We start from the raw sequence: 17,482 nt of genomic DNA on the forward strand, positions 1-17,482 counted from the left end.
AAATGTTAGCCGTACGGAGTGACTTGATGTTTCATCATTTCTTTCACCCATTGGCGTTCTTGCACATTGTGGCGGTTGCGCTCGTCGTTATGGCCGCCGCCATGTTCCTAAAGGCTCGCTGCGGATTTGCGCGCAATCGCTGCGGACCTGGTCGCGAATCCTATCCGCGCCGCGATACCGAAAATTCAGCGTTCGAGGACTATCGGCGGGCGACGATTACGCGACTCGAGAAGGAGGCCGAGGAATTCCGGTCTTATCTCGACGGGTTGCGACGCGCCGCAGATGCTTCGGCATTCCAGGCTTTTCTGCAGGCCCGGAAAAGCGGCGAATCGTCTGCTTCGTAGCGTTTTGCTGTTCCCCGTTCATCGGTTGCATACCGGGAATTCGCCTTTTTCCGCCTATGTTGCCGTTATTTTAGGGGTCTTACCGACGTGCGTCGTTTATGCTTCGCCGTGACAGCCGCGGCGGGCTGTCACGTTTGAGGCGAACATACCCACGGACCATCGATGCCCTGGCAATTTCTAAAGAACGCCGTTGCGGCGTATGGCGGAGGACTGCGCTCCGCGCTCGAGAACGTCAAAGGGGCGTTCGGCCTGGAGGGCGGTCATGCTCCGGCTCAGTCGCGCGTCGCCTTCACGATTGCGGTCGTCGCCCTTGCAGCCAAGATGAGCAAAGCCGACGGCGTTTCATTGCCGATCGAGGCTGAAGCTTTCAAGCGGCAGTTCCAGGTTCCCGATAGCGAATGCGCGCATGTTCGCAAGCTCTACGAGCTGGCGAGCCAGGACGTCGCCGGTTACGAGACGTATGCCGCGCAGATCGCCCGTATTCTCGACGGGCAGCCGGACCTCAAGATATCCGTCCTCGAATGCCTCTTTCATATTGCGAGTGCGGATGGCGTCCTGCATCCCGCCGAGGATCGCTATCTCGCCCACGTAGCCGAGATCTTCGGATTGACGGCGGGCGAGTTCCGCTGCGTCAGGCGCGGGTTCGTCGTCGATGCCGATGGTCCATACGAAGTCCTGCATATCTCGCCGACGGCCTCCGACAAGGAGATCAAGGCGCGCTATCGCGAGCTCGTCAAAGGTCATCATCCCGACGCGCTCGTCTCAAAGGGCGTTCCGCCTGAATTCCTCGCGGGTGCAGAGCGCCGGCTTCAGGCGATCACCACGGCATACGAGGCGATACTGGAAGAGCGTGGACAACGCGTCGAGAGAGCGCTGGAATCGGCGACGTGAGCTTTCCGTCCGACACCCCGCTTTCGCACGACATTCATCCGGCCGAGAACCGCGAGGCACGGCGCGGCGGCGTGAAGCCGTCGCTGCTCATTCTGCACTACACGGGGATGTCTACAGCGGCCAAGGCGATCGACTGGCTCGGGCGCGCTGAAAGCGGCGTGTCGTGCCACTACGTCGTCGACGAAGCAGGGCGCATCACGCAACTCGTGCCGGAAGAGCAGCGCGCGTGGCACGCGGGCGTCTCGTACTGGCGCGGCGAGACCGACATCAACTCGCATTCGATCGGCATCGAGATTCATAATCCCGGTCATCAGAACGGTTACCCGGATTTTCCGCCTGACCAGATGGCGGCCGTCGTGGCGCTGTCGAAAGATATCGTGCGCCGCCATCGCATCGCGCCGGATAATGTTCTTGCGCATTCGGATGTGGCTCCGGGCCGAAAGATCGATCCCGGCGAAAAGTTCGACTGGCTGCTTCTGGCGAAAGAGGGGCTTGGACTCTGGGTGCGTCCGTCACCCGTTCGCGCGGACGATCCCGGCCTCGGGCTCGGGGACTCCGGTTCGCGGATTGCGCGCACGCAGGAGCTCCTTGCGTCCTACGGTTACGATGTCAAGCCGACGGGCACGCTCGATACGGCTACGGAGAAAGTCCTCAAGGCGTTCCAGTTGCATTTTCGTCCGCGCCGTGTCGACGGTCGGCTCGACCGGTCAACGGAAGTCACGTTGGAGCGGCTGATCGGAGCCTCCGGTAAGCGCACCGCCGCTTGACGGACGCTGGCCGCTGATGTTGATGCGAGATCGTGCGCCTGCTGAGTTCGGGCGCATTCCGCAGGGGGCGCGGAAAACCCAAGCAATACCGAAACAGGCTCAACCTTGTTCAAACCGCGGCGGCCAGAGTTCCTGGCGCTTATCGTTGCGATCTACGTGGCGCTGGTTCTCAATCAGCCCTTCTGGCGCAAATTTGCCGGTGTGGTCGCGCCGTCCGATCTCGGCGATTGGCTGTTCGCCGGGGCGGTCGTAACGTCCACAGTGCTTGTCGCGTATCTCGTTTTGCTGGCGGTGTCGGCTAAACCACTGCTGCGCATCCTCTTGCTGATCCTGCTGCCGGTGATGGCCGCCGCCGCATACTTCATGGGCGAATACGGCATCGTCATCGATGTGCATATGGTTCGCAATGTTTTCGAGACCGACACGCGCGAGGCGAACGATCTCATCACTCTCAAGCTCGTTGCGTATATCGTTCTGCTCGGACTGGCGCCCGCTGTTCTCTTCTGGCTCGTGCCATGGACGAAGCAATCGTATCGCGAGGAGACGGCGGGCAAGCTCAAGGCGGCCGCTGTTTCGCTTTTTCTTCTCGTCGCCGTGATGCTGCCCGCATGGGGCAATTTCATCTCGCTCGGCCGCGACCATCGCGAACTCAAGATGACGCTGACGCCCGTCAATATCGTTTCGGCGCTGCAAAGCTATTGGCGGCAGGAGAAGCGCAAGCGGGCCAAGACCGTCGCTTCCTACGGTGAGGATGCCCATCAAAGCGTTTCCGGTGGTTCTCGCAAATCGCTGTTCGTCATTGTGGTCGGCGAAACGGCGCGCGCCGATCATTTTTCGCTCAATGGATATTCCGCGCCGACAACCCCCGGGCTTTCCAAGGTCGGAGATCTCATCAACTACAGCCAGGCCTACTCGTGCGGCACGGATACGGCGCAGTCGGTGCCGTGCATTTTTTCGGGGCTTGGCCGCGATGGCTTCACGAACGCCAAGGCGGACGCGCGCGAAAATCTTCTCGACATCTTCAAGCGCGCGGGCCTCGACGTCGTCTGGCGAGAAAATCAATCTGGATGCAAGGGCGTGTGCGCGCGCATTCCGACGGAGACGCTGACCGGTCACAAAGTTCCGACGTTCTATGCGAGCACCGAGAACTTCGACGATATTCTCGTCGATGGCCTCGATGCGCGTATCGCCAAGCTAGAGCGCGATACGGTGATCGTTCTGCACATGATGGGCAGCCACGGTCCGGCCTACTGGAAGCGCTATCCGGAAAAGTTCGAGACGTTCAAGCCGGCGTGCAAGGACTCGCAGTTCAGCCGCTGCGAACTTCAGGACATCGTCAACGCCTACGACAACTCGATCGCCTATACCGACCACGTTCTGACGCGTCTCATCGAAACGCTGAAAGGGGCGGCGAGTCACGGCGTCGATGCGGGCATGATCTATGTGTCCGATCACGGTGAGAGCCTCGGCGAGAACGGCATGTATCTTCACGGCATGCCGTACGTGATCGCACCTGAAGCGCAAATTCACGTGCCGATGGTCGTCTGGCTTTCGCCGGAGATGAAGGAAGCTCGCGGTCTCGATCAAGGATGCATGGTCAGCCGTAGCGCTGGCCGCGTCGGGCACGACAATATTTTTCATTCGAGCCTCGGGATCATGGGTGTGGCGACCCGCGTTTACGATCCGTCACTCGATCTCTTTGCGCCATGCCGGAAGCCGGCGTCCTGATCCAACGTGAACGAGATAACGTAGCATCATCGTGCGATGACGCGACGATTTCGCCTTGCAGCGCGACGAAAATGATATCCCTGGGGGATCCGGACTCATGCATGATCAACCTGCAAAAGGTCCGTTTGAAAGTTCAAGCATGATCCGCAGGTTGGCCGGTCTGGGGTTGTCGATCTTGATGTGCAGCGCCGGTTTTGCGGTTGCGGATCAGTCCATCGGTCCGGTGCTGAAGAACGCGGAGATGAACGCCCGCACCATTACGACCGCGCTGTTTCAGGCGAAACCCGGCGCGAAGCCCGATTTTTCGGGGAAGAATCTCGTCTATCTCGATCTTTCCGAGCTCAATTTCAAAGCCGCGAACCTCGCACACTCGGATTTCTACGGGGCAGATTTTACCGGCGCCAATCTCAAGGGCGCCGACCTCTCCCATACGCGGCTTGACCGTTCGGTTCTGATGCGCGCTGATCTTTCCGGCGCCAATCTGACCGGCGCGACGATCCTTCGCCCGACGATCTATGCGGATCTCTCCAACAACGTTCTCGATGCGCCGCGCTTCGCTGGGGCGAATTTGACGGAAGTGCACGTGCAGGCCGAACTCTCCGGGTCCGACTTCAGGGGGGCGGATCTGTCGAGGGCGAATTTTTATCCGCTCGAGGGACGGCCCGGCGGAGGTACGCTCGCAACGGCCTACGGCAACATTTTGAAGTACTGCGATTTCTCCGGCGCGCGGTTGCGCGATGCCAATATGGAGCGCACGGTAATGTGGTTCGCCAAGTTCACGGGCGCTGATCTCAAGGGCGTCAACTTCAGGGATGCCGATCTCTCGCGCGCGGACTTCGCGGGCGCGGACATTTCCGGCGTGGACTTCACCGGTGCTGATCTCGACGGTGCGAACTTCGTCGGCGCAATCGGGGTCACCGAAGTCAAGGGTCTCGATAGGGCGATCAATCTCGACCGTGCGCTCAGATAAGCCGCCCCGAGAATTCCCGCGTGGCTGACGCGAAACTGACTTATGCGCCAATCCGGCAAATGGATACGGCTTTTAACGGTTGTTAAACCGTTTATTCTCAATCTATTAACGTCACATTAGATGACCGGGGGGCCGACATGTCCGCGCAGATTCACGCCAAGGTGTTCAGTCAGCGTTCGGTTGCTTTGATTGCGCTTACGATTGCGACCGCATTGCCCATCGTTTGGGCTTCGGCGGCGAATGCAGTCAGTCTTCGCGTGAAGCTCGCCTGCTCGCGCGACTACTATGCGCTCTGCAGCAAGTTCGCGTCAGACAGTCCCGAAACTCGCCAGTGCATGCGCGCAGCCGGTGAGAAGCTATCTCCGCGCTGCATCAATGCGCTCGTCCAGGCAGGCGAGGTGACTCAGGCAGAAGTTTCGCACCGGGCCGCTCAACTCCGGTAGCGTTTTGGTGGTCGCGTGCGACTCCCCGGTGGGGAGCCGGCCGCACGCGACGGTCGTGGTTCCGATTGGTTTGATTAATAGGAACTTGACTTGCGCGCCACGAACTTCGTTTATGTTGATCTCCGTCGGCCGCGAGCCTGTTGACGCGTAACTTGGCGCTTCACGGGCAGTATCCATCGGCCGCGTGAGCAACGAGGGCGGTGCGCATGGTCGACCTTCAGCCGTGGCGGCAAATCGAGGTTCCGGAACCTCGCGCGGATGAGTTCTACGAAATTGACCTGTTCGACCGGCGATACCGTTTTCACGGATTGAAAGCGCTGCTTGGCGCTGCCGATTTCGACAAGGCGGGGGATCGCAATTGCGGTCTCGCTGCGAAGGACGATGTCGAGCGCGAGGCGGCGCGGTCGCTTCTCTCGGGTTTGACGCTTCAACACCTTTACGACCGCCCGCTGACGGACGATCAGGGCCGTGTCGATTCGGTGATGCGGATCAATTACGGCATCGATCGCGATACGTTCGCAGAGATCGCATCGAAGACGCTCGGCGAAATCAAAAATCTTCTGCTCAGGGCGAAGAGCTCGGAAGCCAAGCGCATCGGCGGCGCGCTTACGGGCGTGATGGCGGCAGCAGTCGCCAAGCTCATGGACGTGCACGAGCTCGTCTATGCCGCGAAGAAGCTCAAGCGGTCCGGGAAGGCGCGCACGCTCGTCGGCGCTCCCGGCACGCTGTCGTCGCGGCTGCAACCCAACCATCCGACCGACGATCTCGATGCGATGTCGGCGTTGATCTATACCGGGCTCTCGATGGGGTCGGGCGACGCGCTGCTCGGTCTCAATCCGGCGATCGATACGGTCGAGAACATCACCAAGACGCTCAAACATCTGGACAAGCTGCGCCGGGAGACCGGCGCGCCGACGCAGATTTGCGTGCTGTCGCACGTCAAAACGCAGCTCGCCTGCCTCGAAAGCGGCGCGCCTGTCGAGATCATGTTTCAATCGCTCGCCGGCACCGACCGGACGCTGATCGAAGAGTTCGACGTCACGGCCGACGTGCTCGACCAAGCATATGCGACGATGGCGAAGCATGGACCGCTGGCCAGCGAAGCGGCGCAGTTCATGTATTTCGAGACGGGTCAGGGCAGCGAGCTGACCTATGGCAAGCACAACGGCATCGATATGACGACGACGGAAGCGCTCTGCTATGGGCTCGCCCGGCGCTACGATCCGTTCATGGTCAACAACGTTACTGGGTTCATCGGACCCGAAACGCATCGCTCGAATTTCGAAATGATCGTGTCGAACCTGCAGGATCATTTCATGGGCAAGCTGCTCGGCCTGCCGATGGGGATGGCGCCCTGCTATACACTGCATTCCGAGATCACGATGGAAGGCCAGCAGATTGCCGCCGAGTTGCTGACGGCGGCGGGCGCCAACTATTTCATGGACGTCTATCTTTCGATCGACCGGATGCTCGCGTATTTCGATACGTGCGGGCATGACGATCAGACGATGCGCGAGGTTCACGGGCTTTCGCCTGCGCCGGAATTTCTCGAGTGGGCGATCGAGCGCGGAATTTTTGCGCGGGACGAAGATGGGGAAGTCGAGCGCGGCCCGAACTGGGGCAACCCGAAAATCTTCTGCTCGGACGAAGAGTTCGAGCGGCTGCGCAAGAATCTTCCCGCAGCTTACGGCTTCGAAAGTGCGGGGCCGCGGCCAACGGAGCAGGTATCCCGGGCCATCAAGGCGAACCTCGCTGCCGCGCGCGAAGCTATCTATGCTGAAGTCACGCCGGAGCGAATGGGGACAATCGATTTTCGGCGTGTCGCGACATCGGCGGCGAGCAAGGAAGCGCATCTCAGCCATCCGGATCGCGGTGCGAAGCCGGCGGACGAGATGATTGCGGAATTGAAGCCTGAAAGAGCCGACGTGCAGATCATCGTTTCGGATGGTCTCTCGGCGGAGGCGGTGCATCACAACATTCCGGATCTTCTTCCGAGGCTGCTCGAAAGGCTCAGCCAACAGCAGATCACGGCGGGCAAGCCGATCCTCGCGCCCTATGGCCGGGTGAAGCTCGCCGAAGCGCTGGGCGATGCGCTGCAGCCGAAGCTCGTCATCAATCTCATCGGCGAGCGGCCGGGCGGGGATGCGTTGGCATCGCGCAGCATGTCGGCCTACATCGCCTATCGGCTGGACGACGACTCTAAGAAGGCCGCGGCACAGTTCAGCGGCAATCCGGATGTTCGCTACGAATACACGGTGATCTCGAACATTTATTCGGGCGGCCTACCGCCCGCCGAGGCGGCGGTACAGATCGCGGAACGCGTCCAGCAAATTCTGACGGCGAAAGCCGCGGGCAATCGCCTGGAACGTGCCGTTCACGACCGCTCGCACAACATGCGCGCGAGCTTGGCTCTTTGATTGGCCCCGGCGACTCTCCGTAATTGACCCGGCGCTCCCCTGCGGGGAGCCGGCCGCCGGGGCGGGCTTGTTGAGCCAGCCGTGGTTTGTCCAATTCCGTCATCCTCGAAGGCGTGAGCATTGCGAGCGTGTTCGGGGATCCAGCGTAAAGCTGCCGGAGGCTCAATATCGTGTCTTGGACAAGTCTTACGCTGGATCTCCGTCCTTTATTCGCTCCCCTCATTCGGCCGAAGATGACGGTAAACGGCGTGCTCAGGCCCTTGACGTTTTGGCTCACAGGTCGCTTATCTCTCGCACCAGCCGGCTGGACGGTCGCTGTCGGACTTCGTTGTGGCGAAGCGGGCTCTAAAGGCTCGCGAGCAAACACTTCCGGCAGAGGAAAGTCCGGGCTCCATGAGGAACACGGTGGCGGCTAACGGCCGCCGGGGGCGACCCCAGGGAAAGTGCCACAGAAAACATACCGCCAAGCCGGACCGCCTTCGGGCCAAGTCCGGTGGTAAGGGTGAAAAGGTGCGGTAAGAGCGCACCGCGCTTCTGGTAACAGCAGCGGCAGGGCAAACCCCACCGGGAGCAAGATCAAATAGGGGTGGGCGCGCGGAGCGGGAAACCGCAGACGCAAGGCGCGTTCTTCACGCTACCCACCCGGGTTGATTGCACGAGGCGCCTGGCGACAGGCGTCCCAGATGAATGGCCGTCGCGGAGGGCAACCTCCAGACAGAACCCGGCTTACAGGCCGGCTGGTATTTCTTCATCGGCGTCATTGATCGGGATGCGCTCCGGGGCGACGACGAGCCTCCGGTAGAGATGCCACGTCGCATGGCCGAGGATCGGCAGAGTGATCGCCAATCCGACGAGCAGCGGTATTGCGCCGAGCAATAATCCAAGCGCCACGATCAATCCCCATAGCGCGACCGGCCCTGGATTTTCGACGGATGCGCGAACCGATGTTCGAACGGCGGTGCCGACGCTTACGTTGCGATCGACGAGCATCGGGAACGACACGACGCTGATCACGAGGACGACGAGCGCAAACATCAGGCCGACGAGGTTGCCGTAGACGATAAGGTCGGTGCCTTTCGCTGTGCCTGTCACCTCATGGACGAAGTCGGAAACGGACGCCGGCTCACTGCCCATTATTTGCGTGTACATCAGGTTCGCCGCGTAGAGCCAAGCGACGAAGAGCACCGCCAAAACGAAGCCCAGGATCAAGATCCCGCCCATTCCGGGACGGTGTACGACCTCCAGCGCCTGGGTCGCATTCGGCTGAAGCCCTTCCTCACGCCTTCGGCTCAGTTCGTAAAGTCCAATCGCGACGAACGGGCCGAGCAGGGCGAAGCCTGCCGCCATCGGGTAGATGAGCGACAGCAACCCGTATCCGAAGAGGATGCGGCCAAGGATGATGCCCACGATCGGATAGATGAAGAACGCAAAGAAGACGTGCGTCGGCATCGCGCGGAAGTCCTCGAGGCCTTCGAGGAGAGAGTTCCAAACGTCGGCTGTCGTTATCTTCCGGATCGCCGGGTCGGTGTCGCGCCAAAGGACGGACGCTGGCCATCGCAGTTTCAGGCCCGGGTAGGAATGGGAATGTGCGGCTCCAGATCGAGGAATGGAATTCGCCATAGCGGCACCTGCTGAGTTTGGGGCGCCAAGTGACCGATTGAGGGATCAATCATCCACGGCGCCGGATGTGGGCGCCCCCGTCGCCTGCTGAACAGAGGATGCGCCGTTATCCGAAGGCTTCAAATCAGGTCTGCGTTACCGCTATCTATATTCAAAAAATGCTATAATTTTCATTGTATTATGCAATTTATCTCAATCTCTGCTTTATGTATGAAGGCGCTTTATTGTGGATGGTTGGTGCAATTCCGCTTCGCACCACCAAATATCCTTAATAATCCGTTGACGACCATCAAATCCCATGCGATCCCATGAAGGCCCGTCCGCACCGGGCAGGACACCGTGGCTGGGCGCCGATTTGGTAGAGGGCCCAAAACGAGCGACCGCCACGGCCCCTTTCTTGGTTGTTTCAGGCGACACGCGTTCCGCGCGCCGGCCGCCCGAAACGGAAGTTCTTGATTGTTTCGGGTGAAGCGCGGTTCGCGCGCCGGGAGTTTTCAATTGGTCCCGGCGACTCCCCTTCGGGGAGCCGGCCGCCGGGACGGACTGAACGGACTGAAGCGTAACCAGGTACCTGAGTGGAGGACGAAATTCGTAGCTGAGGGATGGACCGCTTTGTCTCGACATTCACAAACAAGATCGACGCCAAAGGCAGGGTCTCTATTCCAGCCTCGTTTCGCGCCGTTCTCGAGCGCGACGGTTACGCCGGCGGTATCGCGGGCGGTCTCTACTGCTACCCCTCGCTCGATGCTGTTGCACTCGATGCAGGCGGCGAAAGACTTGCAAAGAAAATCGACGGGCTTCTCGCGGGCCTGCCGGACTATTCGGATGAGCGCGATGAACTGTCTGTCGCACTCTACGGCGACGTCCAGGTTCTCTCGATCGATGGCGACGGCCGCATCGTCCTTCCTGAAAACCTTCGCGCCCACGCCAACTTGGACGCCGCCGTCTCGTTTGTCGGCCTTGGTGAAAAGTTCCAGATGTGGGAGCCCAAGCGCTTCGAAGAGCGCCGGGCCGAAGCACGAAGCAAAGTCCAGGTAACGCGAAAACTTTTTGCAGCGGGGAGCCGCCCGTCTGGTGACGGCGGCGACGAGGGGGCACGGGAATGACGCGCGGTGGCGGGGCAGAGGGAGCCTCGCAGGGGCCAGCTGGAAAGCCTCCGCGCCATATTCCCGTGCTCGTCTCTGAAGTTCTCGAGACGCTCGCGCCGAAGGATGGCGAGATCTACGTCGACGGGACATTTGGCGCGGGCGGCTATACGCGTGCCATCCTGGGTGCTGCAAACTGCCGTGTGCTTGCTCTCGATCGCGATCCGACGGCCATCGCCAATGCCACTGGTTTGGTGGAAGAAGCGGGCGGCCGGCTCATGGTCGTGGAATCTCCGTTCAGCCAGATGGAAGACGCCGTCCACGAGCACCTGTCCGGCGCGCAGGTCGACGGTGTCGTTCTCGACATCGGCGTTTCGTCGATGCAACTCGATGACGCCGAGCGCGGGTTTTCATTCCAATCCGACGGGCCGCTCGACATGCGGATGTCGTCGTCCGGAATGAGTGCTGCAGATTTCCTCAACACGGCGGAAGAAGAAGAGATCGCCAACGTCATCTACACGTTCGGCGAAGAGCGTCGCTCGCGCGCAATCGCGCGCGCCATCGTCAAGAAGCGGGACGAGGCGAAACTCACGCGGACACGGGAACTCGCCGATATCGTCCTGCATGTGTTTCATGGACGGAAGGTCGACGGGCGGCACCCGGCGACGCGGACATTTCAAGGCTTGAGGATTTTCGTCAACGACGAGCTTGGCGAACTTGCCAACGCGCTATCGGCGGCCGAGCGCTTATTGAAGCCCGGCGGACGCCTCGTCGTCGTCAGTTTTCACAGCCTGGAAGACAGGATCGTCAAAAAATTCCTTGTCGAGCGGAGCGGGAAGACGCCGGGCGGTTCCCGGCACTTGCCACCGGAATCGATAAAATCCCGCGAGCCGAGTTTCCGAATTGTTAACTCCCGCCCGTTAACACCTTCTAAAGGTGAATTGGAAGTGAACCCTCGTTCGCGGTCAGCACGTTTGCGGGCGGCAACCCGCACGGACGCTGCAGTTTGGCCGTTGGATTTAGACGCAATGGGGGTCCCTCAACACCGCTAATGCTGAGCTTGGATACAAGCTGAACGGGAATTGTATCAAAATGCGTCTCTTGAATGTTGCCGCCTTCTTTTTTGCAGTCGCAAGCGCGCTGCTTCTTTACGCATTGAATTACGATACGCGCCGCCTCGAAGCCGAGCTGCAGGCGAAAGAGCGCTTGGCCGATCGTGCACGCAGCGACATCGCCGTGCTTAAGGCCGAACGCGGCACACTCGCGCGCCCCGACAGGATCGATGATTTGTCTCGCCGGCTTGGTCTTGGACCGCCGAAGCCCGAGCAGTTCGCACACGGACGTGAAGTATCGGAACTTAACGAGCGGGAACTTAACGAGCGCCGGGGCAGCGCCGATGGCCGTTGATCGCGACGATGTTCTGATCAGGGGTGCGGCGGCGCACATGGTCAGTGGCGCGGGTGCGCGGGCGCGCGCGCCTCTCGGTCACGGTGAAGCCGCGTCGGGCGCTCCGCGCCGTCGCGCGGAGGCGGCCGTCTATGGAAGTTTGTTTTCGGCCTTCATGGTCGTCGTCGGGCAGCTTCTCGTTTTGGCGGTCGGGCGGCATACGGATATCGCGCTCGCGATTTCCGAACCGGTAGCGGCGACGAGCTTCAGCCGTCCCGATATCGTCGATCGCAATGGTCGGTTGCTCGCGACGGACCTCGAAGCGCCCTCGATCTTTGCCGATCCGGGTGTCGTCTTGGATCGAGACGAGGTCGTCGAAAAGCTTTCGACGGTGCTTCCCGATCTCAACGCGACCGAATTGCTGCGCGCGCTTTCGGATAAGTCCCGCCGCTTCGTCTGGGTGCGCCGGGGCGTGTCGCCGGGCATCGCGCAGAGGGTGCACGATCTCGGACTTCCCGGTGTCTCGTTTCGCTACGAGCTGAAACGCGCGTATCCCGGCGGCAAGATGGCCGGTCATGCGCTCGGTTACGTCGATGTCGATAACCGGGGCGTTGCGGGTATTGAAAAATATATCGACGACAAGGTCGGCGTCGATCCGGTTCATTCGGCGGTACTTTCCAACCGGCCACCGGTGCGCCTCTCGCTCGATATCGGGGTTCAGCACGCGCTCGAGGACGAGCTTGACGATGCCATGCGGCGCTATCATCCGGAAGGCGCTGCCGGTGTCATTCTCAATATCAAGACGGGCGAAATTCTCGCGAGCAGTTCGCTGCCGCGCGTCGATCCCACTTGGCCGGCCCAAACACTCAACGACAAGCGCGTCGATCGCATGATGGGCGGCACCTACGAGCTTGGCTCGGTGTTCAAAGCTTTGACGCTCGCCATGGCCCTCGACGAGGGGTTGGCGAAACCCGATACCGTTCTCGACGTGACGAAGCCGCTCGAAGCCGGACGTTTCACGGTGACGGACATGCATCCTTCCCGACGCCCGCTGACGGTGACGGAAGTTTTCACCCACTCGTCGAATGTCGGCGCCGGAATGCTGGCGTTGCAGGCAGGGCCCGAGAAGTTTCGGGCATTCCTGCAAAAGGCCGGCCTTCTGGATCCGTTGCAGACGGAGGCAGGCGCGGTCGCCAGTCCGCAAGTGCCTCAGCGCTGGAACCGGGTGACGACCATCACGGCATCGTTCGGGCACGGCATCGCCGTCGCGCCGCTGCAGTTCGCGGCCGCGGCCGCCACGATCTTCAACGGCGGCAAAACGGTTCACCCGACATTTCTCAGAAAATTCGACGCGGGTACGGCCGACGGCAAACCCCTGATCTCCGCCGCGACTTCGCACCAAATGGCGGAGCTCATGCGCGCCAACGTCATCGATAAGGACGGTACCGGCAGCAAAGCAGACGTGCCGGGCTATAGGGTCGGCGGCAAGACGGGTACTGCCGATATCGCGGGCAAGGGCGGCTATACGTCCAATGCCGTCATATCGTCGTTCCTCGGCGCGTTTCCGACGGACGATCCGCAATATCTGACGTTCGTGATGTTGTTCGAGCCCAAGGGCATTGCGGACACGAAAGGGAACCGAACGGGCGGAACGAACGCCGCACCTGTGACAGGAGAGCTGATCGCTCGTGTCGCGGCTCAGCTCGGCGTTGCGCCGCAGCTCACTGTCGTTCATCAATAAAGGCATTTCGGCCGCATTTGACGGCCTCGATGGGGCTTCGTATCAAGCGTCGGGCCGAATGATAGGCAGGCGAACATAGGGGCGAAAAGCGGGGTCATGCGGCTAAGCGATGTGCTTCCAGCCGATATCGAATTGCCGCCGGGCGCGGCCGATATCCAGGTTACGGGCATCACCGCGGCGAGTGCCGCAGTCGGGCCGGGCGCGATTTTTGCCGGTCTTCCCGGCACCAAGGTCGATGGTGCATCATTCGTTTCCGACGCCGTTGCGCGGGGCGCGGCCGCAATCGTCGTCGGCAAAAACAAAGGTGTGACGGTTCCGCCCGGCGTCGCGTTGATCGAAGTCGACAATCCGCGCGCCGCATTAGCGAAAATCGCCGCAAAACTTTCCGGCAGGCAGCCCGCATGTGCGGTGGCCGTGACGGGCACGAGCGGCAAGACGTCGGTCGCGGATTTCACAAGGCAAATTTTTACAGCGCTCGGCCATAGCGCGGCGTCGATCGGGACGATTGGAATCGTGAAGCCGGGCGGCGCGGTCTACGGGTCGCTGACGACGCCCGATCCGGTGACGCTGCATGCGACGCTTGCGGCGCTCGCCGACGAAGGCGTTACGCATATTGCGTTCGAAGCGTCGTCGCACGGGCTCGATCAGCACCGCCTCGACGGCGTGGAGCTTTCGGCGGCGGCGTTCACGAACCTCGGCCGCGACCACATGGATTATCATCCGACAGTCGAAGCTTATCTCGACGCGAAGCTCAGGCTTTTCACGGAGCTTTTGCCGCCGGGCAAGCCTGCGGTCATCAACGCAGACGGCGCGTGTGCGATGGAAGTTATGGCGGCCGCCAATGCGCGCGGTCTTCGTGTGCTGACGGTTGGTGCGCTGGGCGATACGCTGAAGTGCGCATCCGTCAAACGCGACGGCTTCCGGCAAGTGGTCGGTGTCGTTGCAGGTGGAAAATTGCATTCCGTCGATTTGCGGCTCGTTGGCGCCTATCAGGTGGAGAACGCGCTGGTTGCGGCGGGTCTCGCCATAGCCGTCGGCGAAGAAACGGGCGCTGTCTTGAGTGCGCTCTCAGGGCTCAAGGGCGTCCCGGGCCGTCTCGAGATCATCGGCGAGCGAAATGGCAGCCTTGCGATCGTCGATTACGCGCACAAGCCCGAGGCGCTGGCGGCGGCGCTCGACGGTTGCCGGCCGTTCGCGACGGGCCGATTGATTTCCGTGTTCGGCTGCGGCGGCGACCGGGACAAGGGTAAACGCCCGATCATGGGGCGGATTTCCGTCGATCGGGCCGATATCACGATCGTGACGGACGACAATCCGCGCAGCGAACAACCGGCTCAGATCCGGAAAGAAATTCTTGCCGGCGCGGTTGGGGCGCATGAAATCGGGGACCGCGCGGAAGCCATTTCTGCGGCGATGAAAATGATGATGCCGGGGGATGTCGTGCTTGTGGCCGGAAAGGGTCACGAAACCGGCCAGATCATCGGCGATCGCATCGTGCCGTTTTCCGATCACGATGAAATTCGGCGGGCACTCGCGAGTTGACGAATTGATGCAACCTCTCTGGTCTTCTTCCGAATTGAGTGCTGCGCTGGGCGTCGACGCCGACGGCGGGTCAGGCGCTCCGATCACGGACGTCTCGATCGATACGCGCACGCTGCGTCCCGGCGATCTTTTCGTTGCGCTCAAAGATCAGCGGGACGGGCATGAGTTCGTCTCAGCAGCGTTCAAGGCAGGAGCCGCAGCGGCGCTCGTAAGCGAAGCCTATTCGCGTCAGCCGGGAGACGGCGCGCTGTTCCGCGTCGCCGATACGCTGCACGGGCTTGAAGCGCTGGGCGTTGCGGCGCGGGCGCGATTAGGGTCTGACGCCCGCATCGTCGGCGTGACGGGAAGCGCGGGCAAAACCGGCACCAAGGAAATGTTGCGGGCGTGCCTGTCGCGGCTCGGTGCAACGCACGCGTCCGAAAAATCCTACAACAATCATTGGGGCGTGCCGCTGACGTTGGCGCGGATGCCGCGCGAGACGAAATTCGGCGTGTTCGAGATCGGGATGAATCACGCGGACGAGATCCGGCCGCTGACGAAGATGGTCAGGCCCGACGCCGCAATCATCACGACGGTCGAGGCGGTGCACCTCGAACACTTTCCCTCCGTCGAGGCTATCGCCGATGCCAAGGGAGAGATCTTCGAAGGTCTGGCGCCGGGCGGCGCGGCGATCATCAAGTTCGATAACCCGTATGCGGGCCGATTGAAGGCGACTGCGGAGCGGCTCGGCGCGCGGCCGATCACGTTCGGGTTCGATGCCGGCGCCGACGTACAGGGATTGAATTTCGTCGCGACCGATACCGGCAGCGACATGACGGTCATGGCGGGCGGCAACAGCTTTCCTGTCCATCTCGCGATGCCGGGGCGGCACATTGCGGAAAATGCGCTGGCTGTTGCCGCGGCACTTCATTCCATCGGCGTCGATGTGCGGAAGGCCTTAGAAGCGCTCGCAGATCTCGAGCCTCCGGGTGGGCGCGGCGCGCGCAGCACGCTTTATATCGGCGTCGGGGAGGCGCTGCTGATCGATGAGAGCTACAACGCCAATCCGGCCTCGATGAAGGCTGCCTTGGCGACGCTCGCGGGGGTGCCGCGGGCCAAATATTCGCGGCGTATTGCCGTCCTGGGCGACATGCTGGAGCTTGGCAGCGAGGCGGCCGCGCTTCATACAGGCCTGAAAGGCGCAGTTGACGAGGCGGATGTCGATCTGGTCTTTGCGTGCGGGCCGCATATGAAAGGCCTATACGATGCCCTACCGGCGGCCCAGAAAGGCGGATACGCTTTGACGTCTCAGTCAATCGGGACCGTGCTTGCCGAGAATCTTCGTCCGGGAGATGTCGTGATGGTCAAGGCATCCAACGGGACGCGCCTTGGCCCAGTGGTCGCGGCGCTCAAGACGAAATTTGGAAAAGACGGGCCCGCCGGCTAGCCGGCGCGGATCACAAGGGGAAAGTTTTCACCGCATGCTCTATGCGCTCGTCAGTTTCAGCGACCAGATCAGCGCGCTGAACGTATTCCGCTATATCACCTTCCGGACCGGCGGCGCGATCTTCACCGCTCTTCTGTTCGTGCTGATGTTCGGACCGGCGATCATCGATCTTCTCCGCCTCAAGCAAGGCAAGGGCCAGCCCATTCGCACCGACGGGCCGCAGACGCACCTTCTGAAGCGCGGCACGCCGACGATGGGCGGTCTGATGATCCTCGCGGGCGTTACGGTGTCGACGCTGCTTTGGGCTCAGCTTTCCAACGGCTATATCTGGGTCGTGCTTCTCGTCGCGCTCTCGTATGGCGCCATCGGTTTCTACGACGATTTCCTGAAGGTGACGAAGCGGACGACGGCGGGCTTTTCGGGACGCGTGCGGTTCCTTCTCGAGCTGCTTGTGGCGGCGATCGCGGGGTTCGCGTTGATGAAGCTCAGCCCGAAAGGGCTCGAGACAGATCTGACGTTCCCGTTCTTCAAGGACTTCGTGATCAACCTCGGGCCGTTCTTCGTGCTGATGGCCGTGCTCGTCATCGCGGGCGCCGGCAACGCCGTCAATCTGACGGACGGCCTCGACGGTTTGGCGATCGTTCCAGTGATGATCGCGGCGGCGACGTTCGGCGTCATCGCCTACCTTTCCGGTAACGCAAAGTTCGCGGGCTACCTGCAAATTCATCACGTGCCGGGCACGGGCGAGCTTTCCGTCATATGCGGAGCGCTCATCGGGGCGGGCCTTGGGTTCCTGTGGTTCAATGCGCCGCCCGCGATGATTTTCATGGGCGATACCGGCTCGCTGGCCCTCGGCGGCACGCTCGGCGCCATCGCCGTTGCGATCAAGCATGAGATCGTTCTGGCGGTCGTCGGCGGGTTGTTCGTGCTGGAGACGCTCTCGGTCGTCATTCAGGTGCTGTCATTCAAATGGACGGGAAAGCGTGTGTTCAAGATGGCGCCGCTGCATCACCATTACGAACAGAAGGGGTGGAAGGAATCGACGGTCGTCATCCGGTTCTGGATCATTTCCGTCATTCTTGCGCTCGTCGGTCTTTCGACGCTGAAGCTGCGCTAGACGCC

The 17,482-nt window shown here is 61.4% G+C and carries 15 protein-coding genes, 1 other RNA gene and 1 pseudogene; 16 read left to right on the forward strand and 1 reads right to left on the reverse strand.

Annotated features, from left to right (window positions below; translation table 11 throughout):
• Positions 1–26 precede the first annotated feature (26 nt).
• The 9 genes from AC1DK3_RS09875 to AC1DK3_RS09915 all read left to right on the forward strand — a co-directional run bounded on the left by AC1DK3_RS09875 (position 27) and on the right by AC1DK3_RS09915 (position 8,617).
• A complete protein-coding gene (locus AC1DK3_RS09875; protein WP_477192038.1) occupies positions 27–344 on the forward strand; it encodes a DUF2852 domain-containing protein in 318 nt (105 codons plus the stop codon).
• Positions 345–506: 162 nt separating this feature from the next.
• Positions 507–1,235 (forward strand): TerB family tellurite resistance protein, encoded by a 729-nt coding sequence (locus tag AC1DK3_RS09880; RefSeq protein ID WP_477192039.1) that lies wholly within the window; start codon positions 507–509, stop codon positions 1,233–1,235.
• Positions 1,232–2,002, forward strand: a complete 771-nt coding sequence (locus tag AC1DK3_RS09885; protein WP_477192040.1) for an N-acetylmuramoyl-L-alanine amidase — start codon at positions 1,232–1,234, stop codon at positions 2,000–2,002. Before AC1DK3_RS09880 ends, AC1DK3_RS09885 begins: the two co-directional genes overlap by 4 nt.
• 105 nt (positions 2,003–2,107) lie before the next feature.
• The gene (locus AC1DK3_RS09890) at positions 2,108–3,730 is read left to right on the forward strand and encodes a phosphoethanolamine transferase (RefSeq protein ID WP_477192041.1); all 1,623 of its coding nucleotides are present in this window, start codon (positions 2,108–2,110) and stop codon (positions 3,728–3,730) included.
• Between the two features lie 139 nt (positions 3,731–3,869).
• Positions 3,870–4,700 (forward strand): pentapeptide repeat-containing protein, encoded by an 831-nt coding sequence (locus AC1DK3_RS09895; RefSeq protein ID WP_477192042.1) that lies wholly within the window; start codon positions 3,870–3,872, stop codon positions 4,698–4,700.
• Positions 4,701–4,837: 137 nt separating this feature from the next.
• Positions 4,838–5,143 carry a hypothetical protein gene (locus AC1DK3_RS09900; RefSeq protein WP_477192043.1) on the forward strand — a complete coding sequence of 102 codons (306 nt, stop codon included), beginning with the start codon at positions 4,838–4,840 and terminating at the stop codon, positions 5,141–5,143.
• A gap of 206 nt (positions 5,144–5,349) precedes the next feature.
• Complete coding sequence (eutB, locus tag AC1DK3_RS09905; RefSeq protein WP_477192044.1) at positions 5,350–7,560, forward strand: ethanolamine ammonia-lyase subunit EutB; 2,211 nt, start codon at positions 5,350–5,352, stop codon at positions 7,558–7,560.
• Positions 7,561–7,856: 296 nt separating this feature from the next.
• Positions 7,857–8,305: RNase P RNA component class A (gene rnpB, locus AC1DK3_RS09910), an RNA gene on the forward strand.
• Positions 8,306–8,395: 90 nt separating this feature from the next.
• The gene (locus AC1DK3_RS09915) at positions 8,396–8,617 is read left to right on the forward strand and encodes a hypothetical protein (RefSeq protein WP_477192045.1); all 222 of its coding nucleotides are present in this window, start codon (positions 8,396–8,398) and stop codon (positions 8,615–8,617) included.
• On the opposite strand, the pseudogene AC1DK3_RS09920 reads toward AC1DK3_RS09915, so the two are convergent.
• Positions 8,599–9,180 (reverse strand): annotated as a pseudogene (locus AC1DK3_RS09920) (DUF2189 domain-containing protein); the annotation flags it as partial. The gene AC1DK3_RS09915 and the pseudogene AC1DK3_RS09920 sit on opposite strands and share 19 nt — an antisense overlap.
• A gap of 602 nt (positions 9,181–9,782) precedes the next feature.
• Between AC1DK3_RS09920 and AC1DK3_RS09925 the strand changes: the two are divergent.
• The 7 genes from AC1DK3_RS09925 to mraY all read left to right on the forward strand — a co-directional run bounded on the left by AC1DK3_RS09925 (position 9,783) and on the right by mraY (position 17,477).
• On the forward strand, positions 9,783–10,286 hold the full coding sequence (locus tag AC1DK3_RS09925) for a division/cell wall cluster transcriptional repressor MraZ (protein ID WP_477192046.1): 504 nt from the start codon (positions 9,783–9,785) through the stop codon (positions 10,284–10,286).
• A complete protein-coding gene (gene rsmH / locus AC1DK3_RS09930) occupies positions 10,283–11,317 on the forward strand; it encodes a 16S rRNA (cytosine(1402)-N(4))-methyltransferase RsmH (protein ID WP_477192047.1) in 1,035 nt (344 codons plus the stop codon). The genes AC1DK3_RS09925 and rsmH overlap by 4 nt, the downstream gene beginning before the upstream one ends.
• Positions 11,318–11,357: 40 nt before the next feature.
• Positions 11,358–11,672 carry a cell division protein FtsL gene (gene ftsL, locus AC1DK3_RS09935; RefSeq protein ID WP_477192048.1) on the forward strand — a complete coding sequence of 105 codons (315 nt, stop codon included), beginning with the start codon at positions 11,358–11,360 and terminating at the stop codon, positions 11,670–11,672.
• The gene (locus AC1DK3_RS09940) at positions 11,662–13,392 is read left to right on the forward strand and encodes a peptidoglycan D,D-transpeptidase FtsI family protein (RefSeq protein WP_477192049.1); all 1,731 of its coding nucleotides are present in this window, start codon (positions 11,662–11,664) and stop codon (positions 13,390–13,392) included. Before ftsL ends, AC1DK3_RS09940 begins: the two co-directional genes overlap by 11 nt.
• A gap of 96 nt (positions 13,393–13,488) precedes the next feature.
• On the forward strand, positions 13,489–14,934 hold the full coding sequence (locus AC1DK3_RS09945) for a UDP-N-acetylmuramoyl-L-alanyl-D-glutamate--2,6-diaminopimelate ligase (RefSeq protein ID WP_477192050.1): 1,446 nt from the start codon (positions 13,489–13,491) through the stop codon (positions 14,932–14,934).
• 7 nt (positions 14,935–14,941) lie between these two features.
• Positions 14,942–16,360 carry a UDP-N-acetylmuramoylalanyl-D-glutamyl-2,6-diaminopimelate--D-alanyl-D-alanine ligase gene (locus AC1DK3_RS09950; protein WP_477192903.1) on the forward strand — a complete coding sequence of 473 codons (1,419 nt, stop codon included), beginning with the start codon at positions 14,942–14,944 and terminating at the stop codon, positions 16,358–16,360.
• Positions 16,361–16,394: 34 nt separating this feature from the next.
• A complete protein-coding gene (gene mraY, locus AC1DK3_RS09955) occupies positions 16,395–17,477 on the forward strand; it encodes a phospho-N-acetylmuramoyl-pentapeptide-transferase (RefSeq protein WP_477192051.1) in 1,083 nt (360 codons plus the stop codon).
• Positions 17,478–17,482: the final 5 nt, after the last annotated feature.

It is taken from the genome of Hyphomicrobium sp. 01T421, assembly GCF_056398805.1.

Bases quoted from the DNA above. Each gene is read 5' to 3' on its own strand.
- AC1DK3_RS09875 (WP_477192038.1), top strand. From the start codon at position 27: ATGTTTCATCATTTCTTTCACCCATTGGCGTTCTTGCACATTGTGGCG.
- AC1DK3_RS09880 (WP_477192039.1), top strand. From the start codon at position 507: ATGCCCTGGCAATTTCTAAAGAACGCCGTTGCGGCGTATGGCGGAGGA.
- AC1DK3_RS09895 (WP_477192042.1), top strand. From the start codon at position 3,870: ATGATCCGCAGGTTGGCCGGTCTGGGGTTGTCGATCTTGATGTGCAGC.
- AC1DK3_RS09900 (WP_477192043.1), top strand. From the start codon at position 4,838: ATGTCCGCGCAGATTCACGCCAAGGTGTTCAGTCAGCGTTCGGTTGCT.
- eutB (WP_477192044.1), top strand. From the start codon at position 5,350: ATGGTCGACCTTCAGCCGTGGCGGCAAATCGAGGTTCCGGAACCTCGC.
- AC1DK3_RS09925 (WP_477192046.1), top strand. From the start codon at position 9,783: ATGGACCGCTTTGTCTCGACATTCACAAACAAGATCGACGCCAAAGGC.
- rsmH (WP_477192047.1), top strand. From the start codon at position 10,283: ATGACGCGCGGTGGCGGGGCAGAGGGAGCCTCGCAGGGGCCAGCTGGA.
- ftsL (WP_477192048.1), top strand. From the start codon at position 11,358: ATGCGTCTCTTGAATGTTGCCGCCTTCTTTTTTGCAGTCGCAAGCGCG.
- AC1DK3_RS09940 (WP_477192049.1), top strand. From the start codon at position 11,662: ATGGCCGTTGATCGCGACGATGTTCTGATCAGGGGTGCGGCGGCGCAC.
- AC1DK3_RS09945 (WP_477192050.1), top strand. From the start codon at position 13,489: ATGCGGCTAAGCGATGTGCTTCCAGCCGATATCGAATTGCCGCCGGGC.
- AC1DK3_RS09950 (WP_477192903.1), top strand. From the start codon at position 14,942: ATGCAACCTCTCTGGTCTTCTTCCGAATTGAGTGCTGCGCTGGGCGTC.
- mraY (WP_477192051.1), top strand. From the start codon at position 16,395: ATGCTCTATGCGCTCGTCAGTTTCAGCGACCAGATCAGCGCGCTGAAC.